Genomic DNA, 16,268 nt, shown 5'->3' on the forward strand with positions numbered 1-16,268 from the left:
TTCGGTCGCGTCCGGCCTAAAGCCTACCGTTTTGCCTTCGGATGGGCCTGATCGTAGGTCTTTTTTAGCTGTTCCAGGCTGGTATGCGTATAAATCTGGGTAGCGGCTAAACTACTGTGTCCGAGCAAATCTTTAATGGCATTTAAGTCGGCACCCCGGTTGAGCAGGTGCGTGGCAAATGAGTGGCGCAATATGTGCGGGCTCTTCTTTTCCAGCGTTGTTACCAGCGCAAGATGCTGTTTCACAATGCGTTGAATAAGCATCGGGTAGGCCGCAATACCTTTATCGCTCACAATAAAATAAACGGGATCGGCCTTACCCAAAAATTCGGTTTCTTTCAGTTGGCTGTATTGTTGAATAAGCGCAAACAAGGGGTCCGTCAACGGTATAATGCGGTGTTTGTTTCGCTTTCCGAGTACCGTTATCGTTTTCTCATAGAGGTTCACATCAACGGTTTTCAGCCCCGTAAGCTCACTTAAGCGTATGCCTGTTCCGTAGAGTAATTCGAGGACCAGTTTGTCGCGAAGCCCCTCAAATGTATCGGCAAACTCAACGTCGCTGAGCAGCATTTCCATCGGCTTCTCTTCAACATACTGCGGCAGTTTCTTACTGGTTTTCAATGCCATTATCTTCGACATTGGATCGAAATCGATGGCTTTCCGACGCAGCAGAAACCCAAAAAAAGCCCGTAGCGTGGCAATCTTCCGGTTCACCGACGACTTATCAATATCGCTCTCAACCAAACTTACAATCCACGAGCGCACATGCCGAAAGTCGGCGAGTTCGGGCTTGGCGATATTGCATTCGGTACTGAGGAAGGTGCAGAATTGTTCCAGGTCTTTCGCGTAGGCCGTCAGGGTGTGATGGCTCAGCCGTTTTTCGTACCGGATGTGCTGGAGGAAGTCCTGACCGGGATTCGTGGAGTTTGACGTATTCACAGGATATTGCTTTACCAAAGCTAATCATATCGATCATCTTTATCTACCTGACTTTACAATTCATAACAGTCGAATTATAAAAAATTAGCAATCATGTACATGTTTAAAGCATAAAAATTCTGTTGGGTCGCCAGTGCAGTTAAGACCTATTAATGGACACTCTTTTTTGTCATCGACAATCTTAAAAATCCTTCAAATCCCAAGAATCCCGGTTCAGACAAAAAAAGCAGCAAACATCTCTGTTTGCTGCTTTTGTGTCGTGTCTTATCTGGCGATTTATTCTCGTTGACTGCGCATTCAACGATCCATTCACAACCATCTTCATACCACTGAGCCGGATCGAATCCTATTGCTCGGTGTGATTGCCGTACATACGCTCTTTGTAGGTGGCTTTGATAATTTCTGTGCGACGCTTGATGGATGGTTTCTGGAAAGCCGTCCGCGACCGCAACTGCCGCAACACACCCGTCTTCTCAAATTTCTTTTTGAAGCGTTTCAGGGCTTTGTCAATCGACTCGTTGTCTTTTACGTTAATGATAAGCATGTTCTAAATTTTCTGTTTTAGCTAAAAACCGGACGGCAAAGGTAATAGATTTGCAACTATGAAACAAGCCATTATCGACTTAGGTACCAATACATTTCACCTGCTGATCGTTGAAAAAACCGACTCGACTTACACAACGCTGTTTCGTGAAAGTCGTCCCGCCAGGATCGGCCAGGCCGGTATCAATCAGGGCCTCATCACCGAAGAAGGCATTGACCGGGCGTTGGTCGTGCTGACTTATTTTCGGGAAGTGCTCGACCAGCACCAGGTCGATCCCGGACAGGTTATTGCCACCGGCACCAGCGCTATACGTGTGGCCCGCAATCAGGCGGAGTTTATTGAGCGGGTTAGAGCCGTTACGGGCATTCCGATTACCGTCATTTCGGGCGAACAGGAGGCTGATTATATTTATCAGGGTGTTCGTGCAGCCGGTGCCCTGGATGAATCCACATCGCTGGTGATGGATATTGGGGGTGGTAGTGTTGAGTTTATTCTGGGTAATCAGTCGCGAATATTCTGGAAACAGAGTTTTGAAATAGGTGGTCAACGGCTTCGGGAGCGGTTTATGCCGGGAACGCAGGGTCGTGACGAGCCAATCAATCCGGGTAGTATTCGTCGACTTCACGATTATTTCCAGGAACAGTTGTTGCCGCTGGCGAATGCCATTCACCAGTACCAGCCAACTGTTCTGGTCGGTTCGTCGGGTTCGTTCGATACTCTGGTCGATATGTGGTTCATGCACGAACATGACCACCTGCCCGATCCCAATAAGGCTACGTTTTCCTTGCCCGTATCAGAGTTTTACCGCGCTTACAAACTGCTGATTACGCGTAATCATGCCGACCGGATGCGGATTCCCGGCATGATCGAACTGCGCGTCGATATGATTGTGGTAGCCGTTTGCCTGATTGATTACGTACTAAAAACATACAATATTTCGCAGATCAGAACCTCGACCTACTCCTTAAAAGAAGGTGTGATGGCTTCTATTAACGGTTGACTGGTAATTGGTAATGTAAAATGGATAATGCACAATGGGTAATGGAAAGTGGATTGTTGACAAGTACTTCAGAATAGGTATGTTTTGAATCAAATGAGCTTTTCATTATTCATTGTCTATTCTACATTATTCATTCTACATTATCCATATTCACTACCCTTTACCTCCAGTAGATGAAAGCCGAAACCAATGACCGCTCGTCTTATAGCAATTTGATTTATACGGCCCTAATCATCATAGCGGCAGTTTTGGCAATGGTGTTTCCCGCCCCCTTTACCAGGCTGGGCGACTTCCCCATGAAAAAGCTGATTTTACCCTTAATTCAGATTATTATGCTGGGGATGGGTACCACCATGTCGGTCAAAGATTTCGAGGGGGTCATTAAACAGCCAAAAGCGGTATTCGTTGGTGTAGCGTGCCACTTTCTTATCATGCCATTACTGGGTTTTACGCTGGCGAACGTGTTTAACTTTCCGCCCGAAATTGCCGCTGGTGTTGTATTGATAGGGTGTTCGCCCAGCGGGTTGGCCTCCAACGTCATGTGCTTTATTGCCAAAGCGAACGTGCCCTTATCCATCACCGTCACAACGATATCTACACTGCTGGCTCCATTCCTGATGCCCGCCCTAATGACCTTACTGGCGGGACAGTTCATCGAAATTTCGTTCTGGAAGATGATGGTCGAAATTATACAGATCGTTATTTTTCCTGTTCTGATCGGGCTGGCACTGAACCGTATTTTCCACAAGTCGACCGTTGTCCTGAACCGGATCATGCCCGTTATTTCGATGGCGGGCATTGTGCTGATTGTGGCCATTATTACGGCTACCGGCCGCGATAGCCTGCTCACGGTGGGCTGGACACTGGCCTTGTGTGTATTGATCCACAACCTGACGGGTTTTACGCTGGGCTACTGGAGTGCCCGTATATTCGGTATGGACGAACAAAGCTGCCGAACAGTAGCACTTGAAGTTGGATTGCAAAACGGCGGACTGGCGTCTGGCATCGCTGTTCAAATGGGTAAAGTGGCTACGGTTGGGCTGGCCCCTGTTCTCTTCAGTTCTGTCATGAACACGACGGGTTCGCTATTGGCGACCTACTGGAGTCAGAACCCACCCAAAGAAATTAGGCTGAGTGAAACAGTTATTGCTCAGGGAGTATCGTCGCGAGACGTTTGAGTTAACTAATTCAAAATAATAGCTCATCGAATTCGATGAGCTATTATTTTGACGCGCAAAGTTGCATATACAACTCCGGTAAGTATATTTACGGGCATGAACACCGGGCATGATCAACAAGGAGCTAACTCAATCGAAACCTATTGTATTGCTGGCAGACTCCGGATGCTGGCACGAGTTGTAACGGGTCGCTACAACGAAGCCTTCGTATCGGAAAACGTCACGTTTGCACAGGCGGGATTGCTTATGCACATCTTCGCACAACCGGGCGTGAGGCAGGCCGAATTGTCGAAACGGTTTCAGATCGAAAAATCGGCTATGAGCCGGGATGTACAACTGCTGCAAAAGAAAGGCTGGTTGACGGATAACCTGCGTAACGGCTTATTTCTGACTGAAGAGGGACGGCTATTGGCCAAACGATGCCACAAAATATGGAAGGTGCTCAATGAGCAGATTCACCAAGACCTTGGTATGGATGCGGTGAACGGCCTGACTACCTTTTCAGATACTGTATTGACTAAGCTTTTACCAAACAAATAGAACCGCACGTTTATGATCAACAGTGGTTTTATTGCTTTCTAAGATCATCGTTGATCATAAAAATCATAACAATCTGCGTTCCATCCCTTACGACCATGACAACAGAACTTTTAACCCAACTCTGGCAGTTCAATCAGGCTTCCGCATCCGGCCCTGTCAACAAGTTAACACCCGATAATTACCGGAATCGCCTGACACTCGAAACCGCTTCGGCAGGCTTCATTGCGTTGCATACTGCCGAGGTTATGCACCGGTTTGCGTTAATGCTGTTTGGCCGGGAAGTCGCCATTCCTCTACAGGCAGTTGGGGGCGTTTCGGACGATGGTAAGCCGCTCGATCTGGCGTTGGTAAGGCAATTGTTCGACGATAGTTTCGCCATGATTACCGCCCACATTCAGCAAACGACAGATGAGCAATGGGCCGGGATCGTTCCATCACCTTTTGGCGACGTATCGCGTATGCAGTTGCTTACCTTCCTCATGCACCACAACTCTTATCATGCCGGGCAATTAGCTCAGGCCATCAAAAAAGGGACAACGTTTGCTGTACCGGAACAGGTCTGAGTAATCAGCAAACGCCGGTCAATTTGATCACTTACCTCCTCCGTTATGAAACCAGCTTTTCTGCAAACCAATCGTACAGAATCGGTCAAATCCTGGCGATTTCGCCAGCTTATGAATTGGTATCCCATGTATTTTGGAACAGGTGGCAAAATCCTGTTCTGGTCGGGCGACTGGCGCGAGGTACACCTTCGCTTGCGTCGAAACGTGTGGACATACAACTACGTGGGCACCATTTTTGGCGGCAGCATGTTCGCAGCCGCCGATCCGTTCTACATGCTCATGTTATTGCGAAATCTGGGCACTGATTACGTAGTGTGGGATAAAACGGGCAGTATCCGGTTTCGGAAACCCGGACGCCAAACGCTTTATGCCCGCTTTGAAATTACGGACGAACAGCTTGATACCATTCGACGGGAGGTGGCAAATAATGGGCAAACCGAGCAAACGTTTAAAATCGACTGGGTAGATAGCAACGGCGTTGTTCATGCCCAAATTGAACGACTCTGCTACATTGCTGACAAGCAACACTATCAGGAACGGAAAAATGACAACCAGAAATCCCGATTTCAGCGCTAAGCATCCATGACGACCGAACATCACCTCACCGTTCAGCGAACGGCCCGTTATTACACAATAGGCAAGCTAAGCGATAAGACAAAAAATGTCTGGTTTTGCCTGCATGGCTTCGGCCAACTGGCGCAGTATTTCAGTCGAAAATTTACGAATCTGGATGACGGAGAAACGCTGATTGTTGTGCCGGAGGGGTTATCCCGTTCTTACCTTGACGGTACGTATAACCGAATCGGGGCATCGTGGCTAACGCGCGAAGATCGGGAACACGAAATCAGCGATTTTCTGGCTTATCTGGACGCGCTCTATGTTACTGTCCTGGATGGTCGCGACACCTCGCAACTTCATATTACCTTATTGGGCTTCTCACAGGGAGCAGCCACCGTCTGCCGGTGGTTCGGTCATAGCGGTGGATCTGGCGGTCCTATTCGTGCTGACCGGCTGATTTTATGGGCAGGCTATTTCCCACATGGTTTTCATGACCTGATTGATCCGGTCAAATTAACGGCCGTTGAAACACATTATGTGTATGGCCAACAGGACGAATACATTGCCCTGCTAGCCGATGCACAAGAGTTCATAAACCGATTACAAACGGAAGTACCGACCTTAAAAATAACTGCGTTTGAGGGCGGGCATCGGGTAGAGCCAGCCGTATTAAAAACCTTACTGACGGGTTTTGAAGCGACGACGTAACTTTTGAATGAATGTTGGCTTTTTCTGGACCGTCGCATAGCCTATGTAGACTACTTCGTCCAGCATTGCTGAATCTTCGGCAAGAGCAATAGTCAGTTGCCTCTTACTTGTTGCAGTCATCGTTATTTCCTGGGCAATAAACCCGACACTACTAATAGTCAGAACGAGTTTGTCAGGCTGATAATCAGAAAGAGTAAGTTTAAATAGGCCAGCGGCATCAGTTGAGGTTCCTTTAGCTATATCTTTTACAAACACATTGACACCGGGCAAGGGTTGGTCGCCGTTTTTTTCTGCAACCCGACCTTCAATAACCCAAACAGAATCAATAGTCTCATTAACCAAAGTCGGTGGAGTAACTGTCTTGACGGTTGATTCTTGCCTGATGCTCTCAGAAACTGGTTCATTTGGCTCCGGCAAACGACCAGACTGCCCATGCGCTGTGCTCCAGCTTATTAATCCAGTAGCTATGAGCCCCAACCATCGCTGCGTTATTGAGTTGGTTGGTGAGGTCGGTGTACTTACCAGATTTCGATTTAACTGATTAGCTGTAAATCGACCACATACATGCTGTTCCGCAGTTGCAAAATAAGCGACGATCTGTTGATCGCTCATGCTGGTAAAGTCGATTACCGTTTTTTGACACCTATCACAAAAACGACCTGCTTCTTCGCTTTTCATGATTTGCCAGGATTCATGGCAAGGTGTATTAATAGTGAGATGTCGCGTTGTCAAAATCCGAACACTTTAAGGACGATTGCCTATTATTAAACTAGTCAATTAGCAACTCTGGCTAAATCGTAACCTTCCGGCCCTTTAACTGAATTCATTGCAGCGGTTAAAATAAACTCTCGCTCTGACTTTTCAGTAATTACCGGACGAGAACCATAGCTTGCCTGAACAACAAAATAATATTGCTTATTGGGCTCAAAATGAACAAAGTAAGGTTTACCGTCAATAACGAATCCCAAGCTATCACCCACTACCTGAACGACAACCCACTTACGCGACTTGAGTTGTATCGGTTTTTTCTTGTCGATAGTGGTCGTTATTTCAGCATTGATACCCACCATCACGTTTAAAAAATGAATCCTGGCAGGAGGCAATGACTGCCCCTTACTTACTACGTTTGCCAGGAAAACGAGGATCATTATACCAATTAGGGTCTTCATAATTTTTCCAGTATGTAAGTACCACAATGTTCATCTGTACCGTTTCCTGATTCATGATACCACCATAGCCTTACTACAGTTTACGGAGCAAAAGGGTCACTCCTTAAAGTAAGCTATTACCGATCAAAACAGACAAAAATCCCGATTTTCACCAATTTACGCTTAACGATACGTCATCAAAATAAACAGTACCAGTGGTTTTTAGCAGATAAAATAGGAGGATATACATACTGATAGCTTTGGCTGGGAATGCATCAAAGGGTAGGGTATATTCTCTAAAATCATTCGTACCCGTATAACGATGGTTTAGCTAAGTGATTGAAAGCAATGTATATATGAAAAACTGTTGAGTCCACACAAATATCATTAAAATCATATTAACTTATACTATATCGATTAACCGGCGGTTCTTTACTGTATTTACCACAGGAAAAGATGAGTATCTGGTTCTTGAAACAAAAATCGGGGAGGGAGTATAACGCTTAAGCGTACGCTCCCTCCCCGATTCTTATTCAATGTAGTTGACTTACTCACTTAACCCGAATCGCTGGTTGATCATCGAAAAGAAGTCTTCATTACTCATGCCCTTCCAGGCGTTATAGGTACCCTGTGCATCTTGTCCGGCCACATAACGAATTTGGTCGGTGTCGTCGGTGGCGGCCTGATAAATTACCTCGGCAATTTGTTCGGCGGTTGAGTAGCCAGACGAGTTCTTGCCAAAAGCTGCGAATACCTTTTCGAGACTCGCGTCATACACACTCGGGCCGTCCACTGTTCGTTTCAGCGAACGGGTAGCAAAATCAGTAATCACACCACCCGGAGCCACAATTTTAACCCGGATACCAAAGGGACGTAACTCATAGTTCAGCGACTCAGACATACCATCCAGCCCGAATTTGGTAGCATGATAAATTGAATTGAACGGCAACCCAACCAATCCTCCAATAGACGTAATATTGATGATCGTACCACCGCCCGCTTGCCGGAAAGCAGGCAATAGCGCCTTGATGGTGCGCATGACACCAAACACATTGGTGTTGAACTGATCCATGATCTTCTCTTCAGAAGCCGTTTCCAGTGGTCCGGCCAACCCGTAGCCCGCATTATTGAGCAGCACATCAATCTGTTGAAAATCGGCTAATGCCTGCGCAACCGCCTGATTAACGCTATCTGTCTGCGTTACATCCAGTGCGTAGACCTTGATGGCTGGATATTGTTGCAGTTCCGTTTCGTTTTGCGGATTGCGCATGGTAGCCGCCACATTCCAGCCGTGGCTGGCAAATAGTATGACCGCTGCCTTTCCGATGCCTGACGACGCGCCCGTTATAAAAATAGTCTTTGCCATGTAGTTGAGTTTTCAGAATGATACGTAGTCAATATAGATAAAGCAACTGCGTGGTTTACCACCCCCAACCCCCTCCTAAAACAGGAGGGGGCTAAAAAAAGATGACCTTTTGGCATAGCCCCCTCCTGTTTTAGGAGGGGGTTGGGGGTGGTAAACCACCAATCACTTCCGGTTTATCGTTGTAGCTGCCGACTGGGCCGAAGCGAGAATGGTCATATCGGCAATGGTGACATTGGCGGGAGCGGTTACGGCATATACAATTGAATCCGCGATATCGTCGGCGGTGAGGGGAGCAAACCCCTCGTAGACTTTGGCGGCCCGTTCGGTATCGCCTTTAAAGCGCACGACCGAAAACTCCGTTTCAACGGCACCCGGTGCAATGTTGGTCACTTTGATACCATGCTGAGTCAGGTCAAGCCGCATGCCTGTACTGAGGGCTTCGACAGCGGCTTTGCTGGCGCAATAGACGGCGCCATTGGCATAGGTTTGCTTACCTGCCACCGAACTCAAGTTGACAATATGCCCCCGCTGGCGGGATACCATACCCGGCATAACCGCCTTCGACACATAAAGCAATCCCTGCACATTGCCGTCGATCATCTGATCCCAATCCGCAGGTTCGCCATCCTGAATAGCCGACATACCATGCGCATTGCCTGCACTATTGACCAGAATATCAATGGCTTTCCACTCATCGGGTAGTGTGCTGATGGCGTCATTAACGTCTGCCCAGTCGCGTACATCGAAGTTGAGCGTAGTCACGGTGGTTTGCCCACCAAGTTCATCGGTCAGCTCACTTAGACGATCCTGCCGACGACCGCAAAGAATAAGCCGATAACTGAGGTCGGCAAAGGCCTTAGCCGTAGCGCGGCCTATGCCAGAGGTGGCACCGGTAATGAGAGCAATACGAGACATATTAATTTTATAGATAGATGATTCCACAAAGATAAACGGGCAGAAATAGGTTTTCAGACCACTTCTTACAAGTAAATATTATTTATCGTATTCTGTATACTTATAATAATTCAAACTATCCATATCTATTTACTTATTAAATATTATTGATATACAAAAAAGAGATAGAGTAATTCTGGTCGGGTTTTTGTATCAAGTTGATTGTGCTTTGATTCAGAAAACAGTGCGTTGTGTAGCCCGGGTATCGGGCACATAAATACCTTTCAGAATCAGTATCGACCTCTTTTTATCATAAAAAATTTAATCACTACTGGTGCTATGTTACCTGCATTTTCAGTTGTTATCCCAACGTATAAGCAGCCCGCTTTACTGCTAAAATGCCTTGACGCCCTGGGTCGTCAACGGCTTGCCCATGATCAATTTGAGATTATTGTCGTTGATGAAGGCAACTCACCCGAAACCGAAGCGGCTGTTTTACTCTTCGCCAAACAAATAGCCCGCGACAGTGCCCGAATTGAGGTTCGCTACCTGGGCCAACCCGAACGACGTGGATCGGCAGCGGCCCGAAATAGGGGCTGGCGGGCAGCCCGTGGGCACCTTATCGCCTTTACCGACGATGATTGTCTGCCGGAGCCAACATGGCTTTCATCAGCTCTAACCTGTTTTCAGCGAGGAGCCCAGGTTCTGAGTGGACAATTACGCGTTTTATTACCCAACCAGCCCACACCGCTCGACCGTACGGCCACATTTCTTAAACGTGCCGAATTTATAGCCTCGAACTGCTTTTGCCGAAAAGCAACACTGGAGCGTGTCGGTGGATTCGAAGAAGCCTTTGATATTGACTGGCGGGAAGATAGTGACCTGCAATTCAAGTTTATTCAGGCCGGAATTCCCATCGGGAAATGTCCCGAAGCGATTGTCGTTTATCCTATTCGCCCATATCCCTGGTATGGTCTTCTTCAGGACGAGCGAAATAACAGTTACGACGCGTTATTGTACAAACGCCATCCGGGGCTGTTTCGGGAGCGGATTCCGAGCTATCGGCGGCAAATACTCCGCTATTATGCCTCGGTGATAAGCATAGTCATTGCCCTGATTGGTGGGTTCACCGGTCAGGTAAACATAGCGATTACAGGGTTACTCATTTGGGCCATTCTATCGGCAGATCTGGTTGTACATCGTTTACCAAACTCGCCTTTAACCTGGCTCACGCTTAAGCACGCCGTATTGATGGCTCTCGCAACACCGTTCTTATCGGTTTACTGGCGACTCTATGGAGCCATAAAATACCGGGTGCTGTACCTGTAGAAACTGCCAGAGCAACTTTATATGTTATAAATTTCCTATTTAACTGTGTGTAAATAACACAATAAGGAACCATTAGCGATTTGATTGTATTTTTGAGGGATAAGGATAATATTACTCAATTGTCCTTATCCTTTCATGGATCACCTGCATCAAACTTTTAGCGTTCGGTTTACATACAGCGTTTATTTCACCGAGCAGCTTTTCGATAGTACGAATTCCTTACTCGCCGATTTTTTCAGCCAACAAGCTACTGCCGAGACGCGAAAAAAACTTCTGGTTGTCATTGATTCGGGCGTTGTATCAACGCACCCGAACTTACCGGCTACCATTACATCATACTTTTCTCAACACGCTGACTCCGTTGAGCTTGTAACTGACTTTCTCATTCTACCGGGGGGCGAAATAGCCAAAAATGACCCTGATTCTGTTGAGAAAATTGTCGACGCCGTTGATCGACATGGTATTGATCGGCACTCGTATGTTGCGGCTATTGGGGGCGGTTCGGTGCTTGACCTGGTTGGTTATGCAGCGGCCATCTCGCACCGTGGTATTCGACACATCCGCATTCCAACAACCGTACTTTCGCAGAACGACTCGGGAGTTGGCGTTAAAAATGGCGTCAATTATAAGGGAAAGAAAAACTTTCTGGGAACATTTGTTCCTCCCGTGGCCGTCTTCAACGATAGTCAGTTTTTAACAACACTCGATGAACGTGACTGGCGGGCGGGTGTATCGGAAGCCGTGAAAGTGGCACTCATCAAAGACAAGGCTTTTTTCGAGTGGATCGAGCAAAACGCCGAAGCACTTGCTGCCCGCGATATGACAGCGATGCAATACCTTGTTCATCGGTGCGCCGACATGCACCTCCAGCATATTGCGGGTGGCGATCCGTTTGAAATGGGATCGTCGAGACCATTGGATTTTGGCCATTGGAGCGCCCACAAACTGGAACAACTCACCAACTTCGAGATTCGTCACGGCGAGGCAGTTGCCATTGGTATTGCCATGGACAGTCTCTACTCGCAGCAACTCGGCTGGCTCTCCGAAACCGATACAAACCGTATTCTGACTACCCTCCGAACGCTTGGCTTTGTCCTTTACCAGCCTATGCTCGACGCCGACAATAGTGCGGGTGTCCTGAAAGGACTTTCTGAATTCAGGGAACATCTGGGCGGGCAATTGACAATCATGCTGCTCAAAGATCTGGGTCGGGGTGTCGAAGTCCACGAGATGGATGCCGACCGCATTCGGCAGGCAATTGCCACCTTGCGAGAACAGGAGTCCTTAACGCTTCAACCAGCTTTATCAGGCCAGTAAGTCGGACCGATGTCGCGGCTTGCCAGTCTCTGATTATGAAAACTCTCATCGGCCACCTGGGTTACTGTACCAATATTCATCCGGGCGAAACCTGGACAGATCACTTTGCGGCCCTTCAACAGGCTGTTCCCGAATTAAAACAGCGACTGTCGCCGAATCAGGCTTTTGGGCTGGGCCTGCGTCTGTCAAATATAGCCAGTGAAGAACTGGAAATTCCCGAAAACCTGATAGCCTTTCAGCACTGGCTGGCTCAAAACGACTGTTACGTATTCACAATGAACGGTTTCCCGTTTGGCGGATTTCACGATACGGTTGTAAAAGATCAGGTTCACACACCCGACTGGACAACCGAAGCACGGGTTGAATATACCAAACGGCTGTTTCGAATTTTATCCGTTTTGTTACCGGTCGATGAACTCGGCAATCCCATTCAGGGTGGTGTTTCGACTTCGCCCCTCTCCTACCGTCATTGGTTTGAGTGGGAGCAACCAGCCGCCCGCGACTATATATTGTCGCAGACGACGCAAAACATTCTCGAAGTGGTGGCCGATCTAATTCGGCTACACCATCAAACCGATCGTCTGATGCACCTCGATCTGGAACCCGAACCAGACGGCGTAATCGAAACCGCCGACGAGTTTATCAGCTGGTTTACAGACTACCTGCTGCCGATGGGCATTGAGCAACTAACCGAAGAGTTCAGGCTGACCGATGAAGAAGCCGAAGCCGCTATTTGCGAACACGTTCGGTTATGCTACGATGTTTGTCATTTTGCGGTGGATTACGAACGCCCGGCGGAGGTACTTGATAAACTGAAAAATTACGGCTTGCGTGTCGGTAAAATTCAGATCAGTGCCGCTTTAAAAGCTGAGTTTCCAACGGATCCCGAAGAGCGGGAGACTGTTCGACAGGCATTTGAGGAGTTCAACGAACCAACCTATTTGCACCAGGTGGTGGCTAGAACCAACTATGGCGAATTGCTTCGTTTTCCGGATTTACCGGAAGCGCTGGCCGCCCTGAACGACACGCATGCCGAGTGGCGGGCTCATTTTCATGTGCCCCTTTTCGTGTCCGATTATGGCGTACTCAAGTCTACACAGGATGACATTCGGGAAGTTCTCCGGTTGCAGTCCGATCGTATGTTCACGAATCAACTGGAAGTCGAAACCTATACCTGGGGCGTGCTGCCCAATGAGTTGAAAAAAGAGTTAGTTGACTCGATAGAACGAGAAATGAAGTGGGTTCAACAATTTTCGTCAAACACAACAAGCGAAACGGATTCGTAAAAGCTGCGAATCCGTCGCGCCTTTGCGTTAGTCATGGCGCTCGTTGCGTTTAACTTTCTATTATGAAAAAGACCGTAGTACTCGACGTTGTAGGCTTATCGTATTCGCTCATTGGCGAACACACGCCTTTCCTGAAACAGTGGTTTGCCAGCAAGCACCAGGCCACTATCGACCCCATGCTCCCGGCCCTGACAACGTCGGTACAATCTACTTACGTAACCGGCAAATGGCCCAGCGAAACGGGCATTGTTGGCAACGGCTGGTATGACCGTACCGACTCGGAAGTGAAGTTCTGGAAACAGTCCAACAAGCTGGTGGCGGGCGAGAAAATCTGGGAACGGGCCAAACAGATCGATCCTGCGTTTACGGTGTCAAAAATGTTCTGGTGGTACAACATGTACTCCTCTGCCGATTATTCGGCTACACCTCGGCCGCAGTATCCGTCAGACGGGATGAAGATAGCCGATTGCTACACCCAACCTGCCGATCTACGCGACCGGCTTCAGCAGGAACTGGGCACCTTTCCGTTGTTTCAATTCTGGGGACCCGCTACCACCATCAAAAGCAGTCGCTGGATTGCCGATGCCTCGATGCTGGTCGACAAGTGGCACAACCCAACCCTCACGCTGATCTACCTGCCTCACCTGGATTATTGTCTCCAGAAGTCAGGACAGGATTTTTCGAAAATCGCCAATGACCTGCGCGAAATCGACGACGTTTGCCGCGACCTGATTCAGTACTACGAAAAGCAGGGTGCCGAAGTCATTGTACTGTCGGAATACGGCATTACAAGCGTGAGTAAACCCATTCACATAAACAGGATCCTGCGCGAAGCCGGGATGATTCGCTACCGCGAAGAACGCGGCCTGGAGGTATTCGACGCCGGTGCTTCGCCCGCTTTCGCCACCCCCGACCATCAGATTGCCCATGTGTACATCAATGATGCTTCGGTTTTTGATAAGGTGCGTGCCCTGCTCGAAAAAACACCCGGCATTGAGCTGGTACTGGATAAAGAACAACAGAAGAAATACCACATCGACCACGAACGCTCCGGCGATCTGGTTGTGGTTGCCGATGCCGATAGCTGGTTTACCTATTACTATTGGCTCGATGATGCCCGTGCCCCCGACTACGCCCGTTTGGTGGCCATCCACCAGAAGCCCGGCTACGACCCAGCCGAAATGTTCATGGATCAGACGAATCCGCTTATCAAGCTAAAAGCGGGCTATAAATTAGGCCGTAAACTTCTTGGCTTCCGCTACCTGATGAACGTGATTTCGCTGGATGCTACGCTGGTAAAAGGATCGCATGGCCGCCTGGGTGCAGCTCCCGAGTATCACCCTGTTTTTGTGAGCAGCCAGAACGTGGGCAAAACCCTGTCGGCTATTGATGTGTACGATAAAATCTGGGAAACGCTATCTATAGAAATTCCGGCAAAACAGACGAGTTAAGTTATTGGTTATTTGGGTGAAAGGACGTAATTTAACTTTATGAAAGCCCTCGTCGCCCTCTTCCTATTGGCCTCAGCCTGTGCAACGCACCGAACCCCGGTGGGAAACGCTCCCGCCGATGGTGCCGAATACTACCTGCCCAACCAGCCCGTAACGGCTGTTTTACCCCGGCTCTATCCAGACCCGCAGGGTGGTCTTGGTCATTCGCAGGACCCCGATATTCGTGTAACCGACATTCGCCTGACGGCCAGTTATACGGTTTTGTACATAACATTCGGCAAAGACAAGAACGCTCGGGACAACAATTATTTTGGCACCAGCAACATATCGTTCAACCCCAAAGCAATACTGACCTCCTCGGACGGAAAACGCACCTATGCGTTGTTAAAAACGGAAGGCATCCCTATGTCGCCCGACACCCGCGAGATTAAGAACGAGGAAAAAGTGCCTTTCATCCTCTATTTTGAGCGATTAGAGAAGGGTGTCGAATCATTTGACCTATTCGAATGTAAGAGCGACAATCAGAACTCCTGTTTTAACGTGGCGGGTATGACCGTCCAGAATCCCCAGAATTCAGAAGCCAAGCAACCTTAGGTAGTCATTAGCTACTAATCAGGTAAATAGTTGGTCGTAAGTCAGCTTCCCCATAGAATAACTTATCTTTTTCTATTCATACATACACCGAATCCTGCCATCTGACGTTAGCAAAGTAGAGTTATCCTTTAGTTGTTATCCAGTTATGCCTCTTTTTGCTTTGTTAAAACGTTATTATCGCACTCCTCTTTTTATAGCTATTGGCCTGTTTTTCAGCTTACTCGCCCTGGCTCAAACCAACCTGAAATATCGTCTGCTCAACGGCTATTTGCTACATGCCGACGCTCCCGTAAACAAAGGAAAGCCTACGCTTTTTGTGTTCGAGCAAGCCGCTACCTTTAGTCAAATATTCGACCCGGCAACAAACGGCTCCTTCCGCAAGCGCGACGCCCCTAATTTTGACAAGGAAATGGCAATTGGTATTGTCTTATCATCGACAAAAACACCTCCGAAACTTTCGGTCAGCAGAGTATTCGTTCAGGACTCAACGCTTACGGTGCGCTACATTCGCTTAGCCGACACGACAGTCACGAAATCTCCCTTACCTGAAGCCACACAGCCAATGTTAGTATTCACAATACCCAAACAAACCGTTCTGAAAACCCGGCTCGTGGAAAACGGCAAAGTCGTACAAACGCTAAAAAAACGAGACGACTAAGCGTTTAAATAGCGCCCACCTTTAATCAGCCACTTACAGCAACAACCATGTGAGTGGCTTTTTTATGTCCGTTTCGACCAGAGTAAATATCTCCTATTTTGTAGTGTTGTAAACCTATCCATCTGTACTTCTTTATTCAGAAAACTTCCAGGTATTATGTTCAGTTGCGACACACTAAATCTCCCAATCAAAAATC

The 16,268-nt window shown here is 48.0% G+C and carries 18 protein-coding genes; 12 read left to right on the forward strand and 6 right to left on the reverse strand.

Going from position 1 to position 16,268, the window contains the following annotated elements; all coding sequences use genetic code 11:
- Positions 1–23 precede the first annotated feature (23 nt).
- Complete coding sequence (locus CWM47_RS34645; protein WP_100993081.1) at positions 24–938, reverse strand: tyrosine-type recombinase/integrase; 915 nt, start codon at positions 936–938, stop codon at positions 24–26.
- Positions 939–1,284: 346 nt separating this feature from the next.
- The gene (rpsU, locus tag CWM47_RS34650) at positions 1,285–1,482 is read right to left on the reverse strand and encodes a 30S ribosomal protein S21 (RefSeq protein ID WP_046576296.1); all 198 of its coding nucleotides are present in this window, start codon (positions 1,480–1,482) and stop codon (positions 1,285–1,287) included.
- Positions 1,483–1,540: 58 nt separating this feature from the next.
- On the opposite strand from rpsU, the gene CWM47_RS34655 reads away from it, so the two are divergent.
- From CWM47_RS34655 to CWM47_RS34680, 6 genes are all read left to right on the forward strand, one after another.
- The gene (locus tag CWM47_RS34655) at positions 1,541–2,482 is read left to right on the forward strand and encodes a Ppx/GppA phosphatase family protein (RefSeq protein WP_100993082.1); all 942 of its coding nucleotides are present in this window, start codon (positions 1,541–1,543) and stop codon (positions 2,480–2,482) included.
- Positions 2,483–2,655: 173 nt separating this feature from the next.
- Positions 2,656–3,660 (forward strand): bile acid:sodium symporter family protein, encoded by a 1,005-nt coding sequence (locus tag CWM47_RS34660; RefSeq protein ID WP_100993083.1) that lies wholly within the window; start codon positions 2,656–2,658, stop codon positions 3,658–3,660.
- Positions 3,661–3,756: 96 nt separating this feature from the next.
- Positions 3,757–4,200 carry a MarR family winged helix-turn-helix transcriptional regulator gene (locus tag CWM47_RS34665; protein ID WP_240625605.1) on the forward strand — a complete coding sequence of 148 codons (444 nt, stop codon included), beginning with the start codon at positions 3,757–3,759 and terminating at the stop codon, positions 4,198–4,200.
- A gap of 95 nt (positions 4,201–4,295) precedes the next feature.
- Positions 4,296–4,763, forward strand: coding sequence for a DinB family protein (locus tag CWM47_RS34670; RefSeq protein WP_100993084.1), 468 nt, complete (start codon positions 4,296–4,298; stop codon positions 4,761–4,763).
- A gap of 45 nt (positions 4,764–4,808) precedes the next feature.
- The gene (locus tag CWM47_RS34675) at positions 4,809–5,339 is read left to right on the forward strand and encodes a DUF4442 domain-containing protein (RefSeq protein ID WP_100993085.1); all 531 of its coding nucleotides are present in this window, start codon (positions 4,809–4,811) and stop codon (positions 5,337–5,339) included.
- Positions 5,340–5,345: 6 nt separating this feature from the next.
- The gene (locus tag CWM47_RS34680) at positions 5,346–6,029 is read left to right on the forward strand and encodes an alpha/beta hydrolase (RefSeq protein ID WP_100993086.1); all 684 of its coding nucleotides are present in this window, start codon (positions 5,346–5,348) and stop codon (positions 6,027–6,029) included.
- On the opposite strand, the gene CWM47_RS34685 is transcribed toward CWM47_RS34680, so the two are convergent.
- The 4 genes from CWM47_RS34685 to CWM47_RS34700 all read right to left on the reverse strand — a co-directional run bounded on the left by CWM47_RS34685 (position 6,000) and on the right by CWM47_RS34700 (position 9,458).
- Positions 6,000–6,707: a carboxypeptidase-like regulatory domain-containing protein gene (locus CWM47_RS34685; RefSeq protein ID WP_100993087.1), complete on the reverse strand. Its 708-nt coding sequence runs from the start codon at positions 6,705–6,707 to the stop codon at positions 6,000–6,002. The two genes, CWM47_RS34680 and CWM47_RS34685, sit on opposite strands and share 30 nt — an antisense overlap.
- A gap of 95 nt (positions 6,708–6,802) precedes the next feature.
- Positions 6,803–7,198 carry a hypothetical protein gene (locus tag CWM47_RS34690; RefSeq protein ID WP_100993088.1) on the reverse strand — a complete coding sequence of 132 codons (396 nt, stop codon included), beginning with the start codon at positions 7,196–7,198 and terminating at the stop codon, positions 6,803–6,805.
- Between the two features lie 526 nt (positions 7,199–7,724).
- Positions 7,725–8,543, reverse strand: coding sequence for an SDR family oxidoreductase (locus tag CWM47_RS34695; RefSeq protein ID WP_100993089.1), 819 nt, complete (start codon positions 8,541–8,543; stop codon positions 7,725–7,727).
- A 162-nt stretch (positions 8,544–8,705) separates the two neighbouring features.
- Complete coding sequence (locus CWM47_RS34700; protein WP_100993090.1) at positions 8,706–9,458, reverse strand: SDR family NAD(P)-dependent oxidoreductase; 753 nt, start codon at positions 9,456–9,458, stop codon at positions 8,706–8,708.
- A gap of 318 nt (positions 9,459–9,776) precedes the next feature.
- On the opposite strand from CWM47_RS34700, the gene CWM47_RS34705 reads away from it, so the two are divergent.
- From CWM47_RS34705 to CWM47_RS34730, 6 genes are all read left to right on the forward strand, one after another.
- On the forward strand, positions 9,777–10,766 hold the full coding sequence (locus tag CWM47_RS34705) for a glycosyltransferase family 2 protein (protein ID WP_100993091.1): 990 nt from the start codon (positions 9,777–9,779) through the stop codon (positions 10,764–10,766).
- Positions 10,767–10,901: 135 nt separating this feature from the next.
- Positions 10,902–12,083: a 3-dehydroquinate synthase gene (locus CWM47_RS34710; protein ID WP_100993092.1), complete on the forward strand. Its 1,182-nt coding sequence runs from the start codon at positions 10,902–10,904 to the stop codon at positions 12,081–12,083.
- Positions 12,084–12,118: 35 nt separating this feature from the next.
- Positions 12,119–13,369 carry a metabolite traffic protein EboE gene (eboE, locus tag CWM47_RS34715; protein WP_100993093.1) on the forward strand — a complete coding sequence of 417 codons (1,251 nt, stop codon included), beginning with the start codon at positions 12,119–12,121 and terminating at the stop codon, positions 13,367–13,369.
- A 62-nt stretch (positions 13,370–13,431) separates the two neighbouring features.
- The gene (locus CWM47_RS34720) at positions 13,432–14,820 is read left to right on the forward strand and encodes an alkaline phosphatase family protein (protein ID WP_100993094.1); all 1,389 of its coding nucleotides are present in this window, start codon (positions 13,432–13,434) and stop codon (positions 14,818–14,820) included.
- Positions 14,821–14,859: 39 nt separating this feature from the next.
- Positions 14,860–15,414 carry a hypothetical protein gene (locus tag CWM47_RS34725; RefSeq protein WP_100993095.1) on the forward strand — a complete coding sequence of 185 codons (555 nt, stop codon included), beginning with the start codon at positions 14,860–14,862 and terminating at the stop codon, positions 15,412–15,414.
- 145 nt (positions 15,415–15,559) lie between these two features.
- Positions 15,560–16,072 (forward strand): hypothetical protein, encoded by a 513-nt coding sequence (locus CWM47_RS34730; RefSeq protein ID WP_100993096.1) that lies wholly within the window; start codon positions 15,560–15,562, stop codon positions 16,070–16,072.
- Positions 16,073–16,268 lie beyond the last annotated feature (196 nt).

It is taken from the genome of Spirosoma pollinicola (assembly GCF_002831565.1).
Classification (GTDB): domain Bacteria; phylum Bacteroidota; class Bacteroidia; order Cytophagales; family Spirosomataceae; genus Spirosoma; species Spirosoma pollinicola.